The 12,842-nt window shown below is 64.3% G+C and carries 13 protein-coding genes; 9 read left to right on the forward strand and 4 right to left on the reverse strand.

Annotated features, from left to right (window positions below):
* Position 1: 1 nt before the first annotated feature.
* Together FCK22_RS19575 and FCK22_RS02265 are read right to left on the reverse strand one after the other, a co-directional pair.
* The gene (locus tag FCK22_RS19575) at positions 2-184 is read right to left on the reverse strand and encodes a hypothetical protein (protein ID WP_349237598.1); all 183 of its coding nucleotides are present in this window, start codon (positions 182-184) and stop codon (positions 2-4) included.
* Positions 185-192: 8 nt separating this feature from the next.
* Positions 193-741: a hypothetical protein gene (locus tag FCK22_RS02265; protein ID WP_349237599.1), complete on the reverse strand. Its 549-nt coding sequence runs from the start codon at positions 739-741 to the stop codon at positions 193-195.
* 251 nt (positions 742-992) lie between these two features.
* On the opposite strand from FCK22_RS02265, the gene FCK22_RS02270 reads away from it, so the two are divergent.
* From FCK22_RS02270 to FCK22_RS02285, 4 genes are all read left to right on the forward strand, one after another.
* Entirely contained in the window at positions 993-2,267 is a 1,275-nt protein-coding gene (locus FCK22_RS02270; RefSeq protein ID WP_231886320.1) for a hypothetical protein, read from the forward strand.
* 71 nt (positions 2,268-2,338) lie between these two features.
* Positions 2,339-3,853, forward strand: a complete 1,515-nt coding sequence (gatB, locus tag FCK22_RS02275) for an Asp-tRNA(Asn)/Glu-tRNA(Gln) amidotransferase subunit GatB (RefSeq protein WP_067263293.1) — start codon at positions 2,339-2,341, stop codon at positions 3,851-3,853.
* Positions 3,850-4,335, forward strand: a complete 486-nt coding sequence (locus FCK22_RS02280) for a thioesterase family protein (RefSeq protein ID WP_067263290.1) — start codon at positions 3,850-3,852, stop codon at positions 4,333-4,335. Before gatB ends, FCK22_RS02280 begins: the two co-directional genes overlap by 4 nt.
* Positions 4,336-4,380: 45 nt before the next feature.
* The gene (locus FCK22_RS02285) at positions 4,381-4,869 is read left to right on the forward strand and encodes a DUF4177 domain-containing protein (RefSeq protein WP_067263288.1); all 489 of its coding nucleotides are present in this window, start codon (positions 4,381-4,383) and stop codon (positions 4,867-4,869) included.
* A 9-nt stretch (positions 4,870-4,878) separates the two neighbouring features.
* On the opposite strand, the gene FCK22_RS02290 is transcribed toward FCK22_RS02285, so the two are convergent.
* Positions 4,879-5,136 carry a BolA family protein gene (locus FCK22_RS02290; protein ID WP_067263286.1) on the reverse strand — a complete coding sequence of 86 codons (258 nt, stop codon included), beginning with the start codon at positions 5,134-5,136 and terminating at the stop codon, positions 4,879-4,881.
* A gap of 77 nt (positions 5,137-5,213) precedes the next feature.
* Here FCK22_RS02290 and FCK22_RS02295 point away from each other — a divergent pair, with 77 nt between their 5' ends.
* From FCK22_RS02295 to FCK22_RS02315, 5 genes are all read left to right on the forward strand, one after another.
* Positions 5,214-5,840 carry a J domain-containing protein gene (locus FCK22_RS02295; protein WP_067263283.1) on the forward strand — a complete coding sequence of 209 codons (627 nt, stop codon included), beginning with the start codon at positions 5,214-5,216 and terminating at the stop codon, positions 5,838-5,840.
* 131 nt (positions 5,841-5,971) lie between these two features.
* A complete protein-coding gene (gene cobS, locus FCK22_RS02300; RefSeq protein ID WP_067263280.1) occupies positions 5,972-6,958 on the forward strand; it encodes a cobaltochelatase subunit CobS in 987 nt (328 codons plus the stop codon).
* Between the two features lie 105 nt (positions 6,959-7,063).
* Positions 7,064-8,941, forward strand: coding sequence for a cobaltochelatase subunit CobT (gene cobT, locus FCK22_RS02305; protein ID WP_067263278.1), 1,878 nt, complete (start codon positions 7,064-7,066; stop codon positions 8,939-8,941).
* 42 nt (positions 8,942-8,983) lie between these two features.
* Entirely contained in the window at positions 8,984-10,774 is a 1,791-nt protein-coding gene (locus tag FCK22_RS02310; protein ID WP_067263275.1) for an aminopeptidase P family protein, read from the forward strand.
* 30 nt (positions 10,775-10,804) lie between these two features.
* Complete coding sequence (locus FCK22_RS02315; protein ID WP_067263273.1) at positions 10,805-11,149, forward strand: DUF427 domain-containing protein; 345 nt, start codon at positions 10,805-10,807, stop codon at positions 11,147-11,149.
* Positions 11,150-11,156: 7 nt separating this feature from the next.
* On the opposite strand, the gene FCK22_RS02320 is transcribed toward FCK22_RS02315, so the two are convergent.
* Positions 11,157-12,842 (reverse strand): chloride channel protein, encoded by a 1,686-nt coding sequence (locus FCK22_RS02320; protein ID WP_067263270.1) that lies wholly within the window; start codon positions 12,840-12,842, stop codon positions 11,157-11,159.

The raw sequence follows: 12,842 nt of genomic DNA on the forward strand, positions 1-12,842 counted from the left end.
TCTACGGGCGGCTGCGGGGCCGGGTCGCGTTCAACGGTTTGCAATAGGACTGCCGCCGCAGCCAGCGGGACATATCCGCCCGTTTGGACGCGCTGCGCATCGGCCCCCAATCGGCCCCGACGCCGCGCCGCCCGTTTCCGGCGATCACCCCGTCGCGCGGCACGGTCGTCGCCATGATCCGCACGGCACAACTCAGGTTCGCGGCGCCGTTCTTGAGCGCGTCACCGCTGCCGACATTGCATTTATAGCCCCGCGCGTGCCCGGCAGAATTTGCAACAACCCGTACCAGCGGCCACCCCCGCCCACGGCCCAAGACCGATAGGTGCTCTCATGTTTGGCCAGCGCCGACATGAAGCCGACCCAAAAGGCGCGGCGTTGACTGTCGGATGCCGTCGGATAGGCCGGGCACCACTCCGCCACATCGGCGGGCACCATATCCACCAAGGGCTTGCCGTGGGATTTCAGCGCCGAGATCGCCGCGCGGGTCCAAAGCGAATGCCCCCGCATATGCTGCCAGCGCGTGCGCGGCAGGTTGCCCGGACGCGCGGGCGGGCGCAGCGTTGTGGTGAAGGGCGCGGTCTCAAGTGCGGGCGGTTCGTCCTCGGCCTCGACCTCATCGGGGAAGGACAAAGATGTGGCGGCGGTCTGCACCACGTTATCCACCTCTACCACCGGGGCGGGCTGTTTGGGCAATTCGGCCCAAATCATGGTGGGGCTAGCGCAGAGCAATAGGGCGATCATGGCAGGTTTCATGGCGCGCATAAGACCGCCCCGAAACGCGCTTGGCAAGCGCGGCGGGGGCGCGGGATCGGCAGATTTCCTCTGATCGGGAAACAGCGCGCGCCGCGCCGCCGGATTGTCGCGAAGGATCGCCCCCGACTGCCCGACTGCGCTGCAGAATTTTCCCGAAAGCTCCGCACGCCGGACACGGTTCCGCCCCATTGCCCGGTCAAACCTAAATCATCGACAAACAGCAGGCAGGACGGCCCCAGATGAAGAAACTCTCGCATATGATCCCGTCCGCTTTGCAAGGGTTCTTTGCCAAGCCCGCGCCCCAAGCGCCCGAGTTCGAGCCGCTGGAAATGCCGCTTCTGCGCCGCCGCGCGCCGCGCGACGCGCTGCTGCGCATTTCCTGCCCCGACCCCACCGCCGAAGAAATGCAGCGCGACCGTCACCAGTACCGCGCGCAATGGCTGGTGCGCCAAGAACGTTGGGAGGAGATGGCAGAGCTCTTGCAGGAGGCCGACGAGAACCGCGAGATGACACCGGGCGCCATGCCGGTGGCCGAGCTGATGGCCTTTGGCGCGCGGGCGGATGTGATTCTCGCCGCGGAACACGCGCTTTACGACGGTAAACCGGCCAGTGACGCGCCCCTGATGGCAGGGATCGAAGCGCTGGAACATGTACTGGCCGATCACGCCGATAGCGCGATGATCGCCGCCATCGTGGCGCAGGCGCATATGGACATCGGCTGGGCCTGGCGCGGCACGGGCTGGGACAGCGACGTGCCCGCCCGCAACCATGCGGCCTTCGCCGCGCATTTTGAACGCGCCGAGCAAATTCTCGCGCCATTCGACAAGGACACAGCCGCCTCGCCCCTGCTCGCGGCGACGCACTGTGCCCTGCTTGGGGGAACCGGCGGTGACGCCCGCGCCGTGGCGGACCGCTACGCGCGGCTCATCGACCTGAACCCCGCAAACCCGCGCCCCATGCGGGCCATGGGCAACCACCTTCTGCCGCGGTGGCATGGCTCATATGACCAGTTGGAACTCGAGGCCCGCCGCACCGCCGCGCGGACCCAAGAGACATGGGGCGCGGGCGGCTATACTTGGGTGCAATTCGACGCGATCAGCTGCGATGCGCAGGCCTGTGCCAACCTTGATGTGCCGTTTTTCATCGAAGGGCTGCACGACATCCTCGCCCGCCGCCCCGATCCGCATACCGCCAACCTGCTGGCCGCCTATTGCGCCAGCGCCATCGGTCAGGCGGCGGAGACAGAGGATGCCGCCGGGGCCGTCCGGGCCGAGATTGCCGACTGCGCGCGGTGGATCGTGCGCGACCATATGACGGAACTGCACCCGATGCTCTGGGCCCATGCTGCGCGCGGCTTTGACAACAACCTGCGCGTCCGCTCGGCCCGGCGTTTCGCCGCCTCGGGCCGGGACGAGGCCATGCGCATCATCACCGGCCTCTTCCAACGTGAGATCGAAGCGGGCAAACGGGTCATTTTCACCGAAGGCCGCCGCCAGATTGCCGTGCCGGGCTAAGCCTGCCTCTTGAAGCGCGTGGTGCGCTCCAGTATGACCGGCCAAGTTCCAATTGACCGAAGGCGGCCGCGATGCTTGATCTGAGTTACGACACCCCGAAACCGCGCGTGATTGCCGGTGCCAAACATGACTGGGAACTGGTCATCGGGATGGAGGTGCACGCGCAGGTCGCGTCGAACGCCAAGCTCTTCTCGGGCGCCTCGACCAAATTCGGCGCCGAGCCCAACAGCAACGTGGCCTTCGTCGATGCGGCGATGCCCGGCATGCTGCCGGTGATCAACGAATATTGCGTCGAACAGGCGGTGCGCACCGGTCTGGGCCTCAAGGCCGAGATCAATCTCAAATCCGCTTTCGACCGCAAGAACTACTTCTATCCCGACCTGCCGCAGGGCTACCAGATCAGCCAGCTTTACGAGCCCATCGTCGGCGAAGGCGAAGTGCTGGTGGAACTGGGCGACGGCACCGCGCGGCTGGTGCGGATCGAGCGCATCCACATGGAGCAGGACGCGGGCAAGTCGATCCACGACATGGACCCGAACATGTCCTTCGTCGACCTGAACCGGACCGGCGTCTGCCTGATGGAGATCGTCTCCCGCCCCGACATTCGCGGGCCGGAGGAAGCCGCCGCCTATCTCGCCAAGCTGCGCCAGATCATGCGCTACCTTGGCACCTGCAACGGCGACATGCAGTCGGGCGCCATGCGCGCGGACGTCAACGTCTCGGTTTGCCGTGTGGGTCAATATGAGAAGTATCAGGAAACGCAGGACTTCTCGCATCTTGGCACCCGCTGCGAGATCAAGAACATGAACTCCATGCGCTTTATCCAGCAGGCCATCGAAGTCGAAGCCAAACGCCAGATCGCGATTGTCGAAGCCGGTGGCGAGGTTGTGCAAGAAACCCGCCTCTTCGACCCCGACAAGCAGGAAACACGCTCCATGCGTTCCAAGGAAGAGGCGCATGACTACCGCTATTTCCCGGACCCCGACCTGCTGCCGCTGGAAATCGAACAGGCATGGGTGGACGACATCAAAGCCAATCTGCCCGAACTGCCGGACGAAAAGAAATCCCGTTTCATCAATGACTTCGGCCTGTCGGACTACGACGCCTCCGTGCTGACCGCAGATCTCGACAGCGCGGGCTATTTTGAGGCCGTGGCGCAGGGCCGCGATGGCAAGATGGCTGCGAACTGGGTCATCAACGAGCTTTTCGGTCGCCTCAAGAAAGACGACAAGGGCATCACCGAAAGCCCCGTCACCCCGGCGCAATTGGGCAGCATTGTCGATCTGATCGCCTCGGATGCGATTTCCGGCAAGATCGCCAAGGAAGTCTTTGAAATCGCCTATACAACCGGGCGCGAGCCGGAAGAGGTCGTGGAGACTGAGGGCCTCAAGCAGGTGACCGACACGGGCGCCATTGAGACGGCAGTGGACGAGATCATCGCCGCCAACCCCGCGCAGGTCGAAAAGGCCCAGCAGAACCCGAAGCTGGCGGGCTGGTTCGTCGGTCAGGTGATGAAGGCCACGGGCGGCAAGGCCAACCCCAAGGCCGTCAACGAAATCGTGTCGCGCAAGCTCGCCCAGCAATGAGCGACGCCCCGGCCCCCTTCCGTTCGGGCGAGATGACAGTTCTCCCCGAATGGATCGATTTCAACGGCCATTTGAACATGGCCTATTACAACGTCCTGTTCGATCAGGGCGTTGACCAAGCCTATGGCGAAATCGGTCTGGGGCCGGAGTATCAACGCACGGGTTGCACCACCTATGTGGCTGAATTTCACGTCTGCTACCTGCGCGAACTGCATGAGGGTGACCGCGTCTATACCACCTTCCAATTGCTCGACCATGACGAGAAGCGGTTTCACAGCTTTCAGGAACTGTGGCACGTCGACGGCTGGCTTGCCGCCACCGCCGAGGGGCTGACGCTGCATGTGGACCAGTCCGGCCCGCGTGTGGCCCCCATGCCGGACCACATCCTGACCCGTCTTGACGCGATGCGCCGCAGCCATGCCAAACTGCCCAAACCGGCGCAGGCCGGTCGCAGCATCGGCATCCGCCGCAAATCCGCCTGAAACTCACCTGACGCGGCTTATGTCGCCAACCCAGCCGAGGCCCCTATGCGCTACGAATACAAGATCCTTCCCGCCCCCAGCAAAGGGCAGAAAGCCAAAGGTCTGAAGGCCCCCGAAGCGCGTTTCGCCAAAACCTTGGAAGAATGCCTGAACGAACAAGCCGCCGAGGGCTGGGAATACCAGCGGGCCGAGACCTTGCCTTCGCAAGAGCGTTCGGGCCTGACCTCGACCACCACGGAATGGCGCAACGTGCTGGTGTTCCGCCGCTTGGCGACTGCTGCAGGCCAGCAGGAGGATGGCGATCTGCTGCCGCCCGCCACTGCTGCCGCAACGCCTGCCTTGGCCGCCACGATCGAAGGCGAAGACACCGCGCTTCAGGCCGATGCGCCCGCCTCCATCACGCCCGAGGATGACGTGCCCGCGAAAGAGGAACCCGCCAAAGCGGCGACGCCGCCTGCGTTTCTGTCCGGCCCCTCAGCGGATGAAGCTTCGCCGCAGGGCAGCGACGAAGACGACGATAAGACAAAGCCCTAAACGCGGCGCTTATTCGTCCAGATCAAGCGCCAGCGCGTGAATGCGCCCCATCAGGTCCGGCCCCAAAGCGCTGTGCACCGCCCGGTGCCGCGCCAGCCGGTTCTGGCCCTTGAAACGCTCTGACCGGATGCGCACGTTAAAGTGGCTTTCGCCCCCCTCCTGAAATCCAGCATGACCGCGATGGCTTTCGCTGTCATCCACCACTTCCAGTTCACGCGGCGCAAAAGCGGCTTCCAGCCGATCCGAAATCTCTTGTGTTGTGGACATGTTTTTACCCCCGGCCCCCTTCAATCCTGCGACGCAGGGTATATGGTGACCGGCCTGAGTCGGAAAGGTCTATCCACATGCCAAAACCTGATCCCTTCGGATTCGACATGTCCGTGTCGTCCTCCAAAAAGAAAAACCCCCGCGGCCGCCGCGGCATGTCCGGTGCGTCGGAAACCTCGACCCGGATTTGCGACCACGAAGGCTGCGACGAGCCGGGCAAGTTCCGCGCCCCCAAAGCGCCCGATGTGCTGGATGACTACTTCTGGTTCTGCCAGAAACACGTGCGCGAATATAACGCGAAGTGGAGCTTCTTTGACGGCACCACCGAGGCCGAGATGAACGCGCAGATGTCCAAGGACAAGGTCTGGGAGCGCAGCACCAAACCACTGGGCGACCCCGAGCAGCGCGCATGGGCCCGTCTTGGCATCGAAGACCCCCATCAGGTCTTGGGCAAGAACGCGACCCAGAACCCCGGCAAGGGCCAGCAAGCGGGCCGCCGCCTGCCGCCCACCGAACGCCGCGCGATCGAGATTCTCGAGGCCAAGGACACTTGGACAAAGCCCGAGGTTCGCAAAGCCTACAAAGCGCTGATCAAAGTGCTGCACCCGGATATGAACGGCGGTGACCGCAGTCAGGAAGAGCAGTTGCAACTGGTCGTCTGGGCATGGGACCAGATCAAGGGCAGCCGCAACTTCAAGGACTGATCCCGCGACCGGACCAGCGGCCGGTTGCGGATAATGCCAGTTGCCCCCTTCCCCTTGCGGATATGCACGATATGTTGCACCAGATACGCGCGCGGCCCCGACCGCGCGCCTAAGGAAAAGGATGACGAGCGATGGCCGACGGTGCACTGGAACATGACATGAAACCCACCGAAGAGGTCTCGGTGCGCGATGTCTTTGGCATCGACACCGATATGGTCGTCAAGGGTTTCCCGCAGCGCACCAGCCGCGTGCCGGACATCGACAGCACCTATAAGTTCGACCCCGACACCACGCTGGCGATCCTCGCAGGCTTTAGCCACAACCGCCGCGTCATGATCCAAGGCTACCACGGCACGGGCAAATCGACCCATATCGAACAGGTCGCCGCTCTGCTGAACTGGCCCACCGTGCGCGTCAACCTCGACAGCCACATCAGCCGGATCGACCTCATCGGCAAAGACGCGATCAAGCTGCGCGACGGCAAACAGGTCACCGAATTCCACGAGGGCATCCTGCCTTGGGCCCTGCGCAACCCGACCGCGATTGTCTTTGACGAATATGACGCAGGCCGCGCCGATGTGATGTTCGTGATCCAGCGCGTGCTGGAGCATGACGGCAAGCTGACGCTGATGGATCAGAACGAGATCATCACCCCGCACCCCTATTTCCGCCTCTTCGCCACGGCCAACACCGTGGGCCTGGGCGACACCACCGGGCTTTACCACGGCACCCAGCAGATCAACCAAGCGCAGATGGACCGTTGGAGCCTTGTCGCCACGCTGAACTACCTCAGCATCGACGCCGAGACCGCGATCGTGCTGGCGAAAAACCCGCATTACAACACCGAGAAGGGCCGCAAAACCCTCAAGCAGATGGTCACCGTGGCCGACCTCACCCGCACTGCCTTCATGAATGGTGAACTTTCGACCGTGATGAGCCCGCGCACCGTGATCGCATGGGCGCAGAACGCCGAGATCTTCCGCAATGTGGGCTATGCCTTCCGGCTGTCCTTCCTCAACAAATGCGATGAGCTTGAGCGTCAGACCGTGGCCGAGTTCTACCAGCGTTTGTTCGACGAGGAACTGCCCGAAAGCGCGGCCAGCCTGAGCTTGGGCTAAGCCGCCCCGGCGGGTTCGCTCGCCGCCCTGCAGGACGCGTTTCGGCACGCAAAGGCGCCCTGCCCTTCCCAGACGCGCGCCTGCCTGACAGACAAGGGGACCGGCATGAGTAAACAAAGCGACAACCCCGCTGACGCGTTCAAAAAGGCGCTGGCCGAGGCGACCAAGGTCATGGCCGATGACGCCGAACTGACGGTCAGCTACTCGGTCGACCCCTCGGGGCTTTCCGGCGACGCGATGCGCCTGCCGCAGGTGAGCCGCCGGATGACCCGCGAAGAGGTGCTGCTGGCGCGCGGCACCGCCGATGCGCTGGCGCTGAACCGCCGCTACCACGATGCCGCGACCCACGCCCGCTATGCGCCCCAAGGCGACATGGCGCGCGAGCTTTACGAGGCGATGGAGACAGCGCGTTGTGAGGCCATGGGCGCGCGCGACATGCCCGGCACCGCCGGCAACATCGACGTCAAGATCAAGCACGAGGCCCTGCGCCGCGGCTACGATCAGGCCAAACAGGCCAGCGACGTGCCGCTCTCGGTCGCGGCGGGTTATATGGTGCGCCATCTGGCCACCGGTCGCCCCCTGCCCGCAGGGGCCGAGAACGCGATGGAACTCTGGCGCGGCTTTATCGAAGATCAGGCGGGCGGCACGCTCGAAGGGATCGACGGCAGCCTTGCCGATCAGGCGGATTTCGCGCGGCTGGCCCGCAAGATGATCTCGGACCTCGGCTATGGCGATCAGTTGGGCGACGATCCCGACAGCCAAGACGAGGATCAAGAGGATCAGGCCGAAGAGGGCACCGAAGAAGAACAGGATCCCGACAGCACCGGCCAAGACGATCAGGACGAGGAAGAGGCCGAAGGCACCCCCGAGAACAGCCAAGAGCAGCAGCAAGACGAAAGTCAGGCGCAGGTCTCGATGGATGACGAGGCCGATCAGGAGCTGGGCGACGAGGCGGAGATGCCCGAGGGCGACGCGCCGATGGACCCGCCGCCCCCGCCGCCCGTCTCGGACGCCGACCCGGAATACCGTGTCTATCAGGGCGAGCATGACGAGGTGATCGGGGCCGAGGAACTGGCCGAGCCAATCGAATTGGAACGCCTGCGCGCCTATCTGGACCAGCAGCTCGAGCCGCTGAAAGGCGCTGTGGGCCGTCTGGCGAATAAGTTGCAGCGCCGCTTGCAGGCGCAGCAAAACCGCTCGTGGGAATTCGACCTTGAAGAGGGCACGTTGGACGCGGGCCGTCTGGCGCGGGTGGTGGCCAACCCCACGACGCCGCTCAGCTTCAAGATCGAAAAGGACACCGAGTTCCGCGACACTGTTGTGACGCTGCTCTTGGACAACTCCGGCTCCATGCGGGGCCGCCCGATCTCCATCGCCGCGATCTGCGCCGATGTGCTGGCCCGCACGCTGGAGCGCTGCAACGTGAAGGTCGAGATCCTTGGCTTTACCACCCGCGCGTGGAAGGGCGGACAGGCGCGCGAGGCGTGGCTCAACGATGGCCGCCCCGCGCAGCCCGGACGGCTGAACGATCTGCGCCACATCATCTACAAAAGCGCCGACGCCCCATGGCGCCGGACGCGGGACCACTTGGGTCTGATGATGAAAGAGGGTCTGCTGAAAGAGAATATCGACGGTGAGGCGCTGGAATGGGCCCACCGGCGGATGCTGGCCCGGCATGAGGCGCGCAAGATCCTCATGGTGATTTCCGACGGCGCGCCGGTGGATGACAGCACCCTGTCAGTGAACCCGGCCAACTATCTGGAAAAACACCTCCGCGACGTGATCGCCATGGTCGAGAAACGCCGCGCGGTCGAGCTTTTGGCCATTGGCATCGGCCATGACGTGACGCGTTATTACGACCGCGCCGTCACGATCACGGATGTGGATCAGCTTGCCGGGGCGATGACCGAGCAGCTCGCAGCGCTCTTTGACAGCGATCCGCGGAAACGGGCGCGTGTCATGGGCATGCGCCGCGTGGGCTGAACCGTCGGATCGGTATTTGAGAAAGGATGAAGGAGGGGCCGCGTGTTCCAGAGTTTCGAGGTCACCGCGCGTCCGGAACAGGGTCCCCCGCGTTTGGCGGCGCTGCGTGCGGAATTGCAGGCGGCGGGCTTGGACGGGTTTCTCGTGCCGCGCGCCGATGCGCATCAGGGTGAGTATGTCGCCCCGCGGGATGATCGGCTGGCTTGGTTGACGGGGTTCACCGGCTCTGCCGGGTTCTGTGCGGCGCTGCGCGATGTGGCGGGTGTTTTCATCGACGGGCGCTATCGGACGCAGGTCAAAGCGCAGGTGGCGGATGTCTTTACCCCGGTGCCTTGGCCCGAGGTGTCTTTGGCCGATTGGTTGAAGGATCAATTGCCCGAGGGCGGCGTGGTTGGTTTCGATCCGATGCTGCATACGCCCGCGCAGATGGATCTTTTGTTTGAGGCCTTGGCGGGGTCTGGCATCGAGATGCGGCGCGTCTCGAATATGGTCGACCGTATTTGGGAAGACCAGCCTGATGCGCCGATGGGCAGGGTGGCGGCGCATCCTGAGCGTTTTGCCGGGGAAAGCCATGAGGCCAAGCGCCGGCGTCTGGCCGCTGATTTGCGCGCGGCGGGGCAGAAGGCGGCATTGATCACCCTGCCCGACAGCCACAACTGGTTGCTGAACATTCGCGGGCAGGACATTCCGCGCAACCCGGTGGCGCATGGTTTTGCCGTGTTGCATGACGATGCGCGGGTCGATCTGTTCATGGCGGCTGAGAAGCTCGTGGATGTGGAGGACCATCTGGGGCCAGAGGTGGTGCAGCGGGATCCTGAGGGGCTGCCAGATTACCTGCGCGCGCTTGAGGGGCCGGTGCGGCTTGATCGGCAGTCGGCCCCGCTGTTGTTCGCGGATTTGCTGGGGGATCGGGCGCAGGCTGGTGAAGACCCCTGCGCCTTGCCCAAGGCCTGCAAGAATGACGCCGAGATTGCCGGGGCGGCTGAGGCGCATTTGCGCGATGGTGCCGCGATGGTCGAGCTGCTCGCTTGGCTGGATGCGCAGGCGCCCGGCACAGTCACTGAGACGGAGGTCGTGCAGCAGTTGGAAGGCCTGCGCCGCCGCGACCCCGCGCTGCGCGACATCAGTTTCGAGACGATCTCGGGCACCGGGGCGAATGGGGCGATCATCCATTACCGGGTGAATGAAGAGACCGATACCGTCTTGCAGGAGGGGCATCTCTTGGTGCTCGACAGCGGGGGGCAGTATCTGGACGGCACCACCGATATCACCCGCACCATTGCCATCGGCAGCCCCGATCCGGAGGCGCGCGCGGCTTTCACGCGGGTGCTTTCGGGGATGATTGCCATGAGCCGCCTGCGCTGGCCACGCGGACTTGCAGGGCGGGATATCGAGATGCTGGGCCGTTTGCCGCTTTGGATGGCGGGGCAGGATTTCGATCACGGTTTGGGCCATGGGGTGGGCGCCTATCTGTCGGTCCATGAGGGGCCGCAGCGGTTGAGCCAGATGAGCCATGTGCCGCTGGAACCGGGTATGATCCTCAGCAATGAGCCGGGTTATTACCGCGAGGGGGCTTTTGGCATTCGGATCGAAAACCTATTGGTGGTGCAAGAAGCCCCCGCCCTGCCCGGCGGCGACGCGCATCGCGAAATGCTCGATTGGCGCACGCTGACGCTGGTGCCGATCGATCGGCGTTTGATTGATGTGGCGGCGCTCAGCCCTGAGGCGCGGGACTGGTTGAACGCCTATCACCGCGACGTGGCGGAAAAGATCGGGCCGCGGGTATCACCTGTTACAAAACTGTGGTTGGATGCGGCAACGGCGCCCCTGTGAGCGTCCGATTTAAGTAAAGGGGGGTACGGCATGGCCGACCATATCAAGATTACTCCGGCTGAGGGCACATGGGTTGTTCGCGCTGGCGGGGCCGTATTGGGCGAGTCCACGGGCGCGCTGGAACTGCACGAGGGGGACCATCCGCCGGTGATCTATTTCCCGCGTGGCGACATCGCCATGGCTTTCCTTGATGGCACGGATAAGACCAGCCATTGCCCGCATAAGGGCGATGCGACCTATTTCTCGGTGGTGACCAAGAGCCGCACCTTGCAGGACGCCGTGTGGTCTTACGAAGACCCGAAAGCCGATGTGGCCGCGATCAAAGGCTATTTGGCTTTCAACCCGATGGAAGAGATCGCCATCGAACGGATCTGAGCGCGGCTCAGGAATGCTCCTCTGCCGCCGTGGCGGCGAGGGCGCGGTTATAGGCTTTCAGCGCATCGACGTGGAACAGCGCGCCCAGCAGTTCGGGCGGCGCATCCGCGCTGAGGGTGACCACCGGGATAAAGTTGGAATGGGTCTGGTCGAACAGCGGCAAAGCGGCCTCTAGCGTGGCGCTGCCGTCGATATAGGTGCCCTTGTCGATCAAGTCCCAACAGGCGTCTTCCGAAGCCGCGTCTTCGTCATCGGGGCGGCGCATGATGCGGCCCACCATGAACATTGAGAGCAGATAGGCCTGCGGACCTGCGGCCAGATGGATGCCGCGCCTCTCCATCTGGGTGAGGAAGAAGGACCGGTCGACCAGCCGGGAGGCCAGCGCGGTCGACATGCTGACGGCGACCATCACGGCCAGACCGGTCTGCCAGTCGCCCGTCATCTCAAACACGATGAGAGTGGTTGAAATCGGCGCGCCCAGCACGGCGGCGGCCACCGCCCCCATCCCCGCCAAAGCATAGAGCGAGGAAGAGCCCGAAATTTCGGGGAAGACACCGGTGGCGATGATCCCGAAGCCAAGCCCGGTCAGAGCGCCCAGCATCAGCGAGGGCGAGAACACCCCACCGCCCATGCGCCCGCCGAGCGTGATCGCCACGGCGGCGACCTTGAGCACGGCAAAGATGATCGCCTCATGCAGCACCAGTTCGCCGACCAGCGCGCGCGAGGTCGTCTCATAGCCCACGCCGATGATATGGGGAAACCAGAGCGCGATGACCCCAAGGATCGCCCCCGCCACCGCCGGGCGCAGCCAGCGGGCAAGGCCGGTGCGGGCTTGCAAGTAGTTGCCGAAATCTTCGGCCCAGAAGATCGCGCGCATCAGCACGACCGAGACCAGACCGCAGGTCAGCCCCAAAAGCAGGAAGGCGGGCAGTTCGACGTAGAATTGCACGTCGCCAAGGCCCGGCAAGACGAATTCCGTGAGCCCGCCGAACTCCAGCCGGTTGATGACCGTGCCTGCGGCGGAGGCGATGACGATGGGGGCAAAGGCATGGACGGCGAAATGGCGCAGCACAACTTCGAGGGCAAAGAGCGCGCCAGCGATGGGCGCGTTGAAGCTGGCCGAGACCGCCGCCGCCACGGCGCAGCCCAACAGATCCCGCCCGGTGATCCCATCGGCCTTGATAAAGCGGCTGACCTTGGTTGAGATCACGGCGGCGAGATGCACCACCGGCCCTTCGCGGCCCGATGAGCCGCCCGTGGACAGGGTGATGAGCGAGGCCAGCGCCGAGGCCACCCCGGCGCGCGTCTCAACCCGTCCGTCGTGCATGGCAGCGCCGAGGATCACATCGCCCACGCTGCGCGCGCGCCCGTCGCGGGTGAAACGGTGCAGGATCAACCCCACAAGCAACCCGCCCAAGGTCGGGATCAGCACCACCCAATACCACGGCAGCCCGGCAAGGAAGCTGTGCAGGAATTGCACATCGTCCGTGCCGTAAAGCGTGGCCTGCAACCAGTTGATACCCTTGCGAAAGAACAGGGCGGCAAAGCCCGCGGCGATGCCCACCAGCAGCGCGATAAACCAGAATGTGACCTTCCCCGGGCCGCGGGTGCGCAGCACCGTCCAGCCCTGTTTGCAGCCGCCAAGCGCCTGCTGAAGTTGTTGGGAAAAGAAAGCGTTATCTTGCGAAGGCAT

This window comes from Sulfitobacter sp. 15WGC, assembly GCF_005068605.1.
Taxonomy (GTDB): Bacteria; Pseudomonadota; Alphaproteobacteria; order Rhodobacterales; family Rhodobacteraceae; genus Sulfitobacter; species Sulfitobacter faviae.

What these genes read in the sequence shown, in the direction of transcription:
- FCK22_RS02295 (WP_067263283.1), top strand. Translation starts at nt 5,214, where the DNA reads ATGCCAAAACCTGATCCCTTCGGATTCGACATGTCCGTGTCGTCCTCC.
- cobT (WP_067263278.1), top strand. Translation starts at nt 7,064, where the DNA reads ATGAGTAAACAAAGCGACAACCCCGCTGACGCGTTCAAAAAGGCGCTG.
- cobS (WP_067263280.1), top strand. Translation starts at nt 5,972, where the DNA reads ATGGCCGACGGTGCACTGGAACATGACATGAAACCCACCGAAGAGGTC.
- FCK22_RS02285 (WP_067263288.1), top strand. Translation starts at nt 4,381, where the DNA reads ATGCGCTACGAATACAAGATCCTTCCCGCCCCCAGCAAAGGGCAGAAA.
- FCK22_RS02315 (WP_067263273.1), top strand. Translation starts at nt 10,805, where the DNA reads ATGGCCGACCATATCAAGATTACTCCGGCTGAGGGCACATGGGTTGTT.
- FCK22_RS02280 (WP_067263290.1), top strand. Translation starts at nt 3,850, where the DNA reads ATGAGCGACGCCCCGGCCCCCTTCCGTTCGGGCGAGATGACAGTTCTC.
- gatB (WP_067263293.1), top strand. Translation starts at nt 2,339, where the DNA reads ATGCTTGATCTGAGTTACGACACCCCGAAACCGCGCGTGATTGCCGGT.
- FCK22_RS02265 (WP_349237599.1), bottom strand. Translation starts at nt 741, where the DNA reads ATGATCGCCCTATTGCTCTGCGCTAGCCCCACCATGATTTGGGCCGAA.
- FCK22_RS02320 (WP_067263270.1), bottom strand. Translation starts at nt 12,842, where the DNA reads ATGCCTTCGCAAGATAACGCTTTCTTTTCCCAACAACTTCAGCAGGCG.
- FCK22_RS02290 (WP_067263286.1), bottom strand. Translation starts at nt 5,136, where the DNA reads ATGTCCACAACACAAGAGATTTCGGATCGGCTGGAAGCCGCTTTTGCG.
- FCK22_RS02270 (WP_231886320.1), top strand. Translation starts at nt 993, where the DNA reads ATGAAGAAACTCTCGCATATGATCCCGTCCGCTTTGCAAGGGTTCTTT.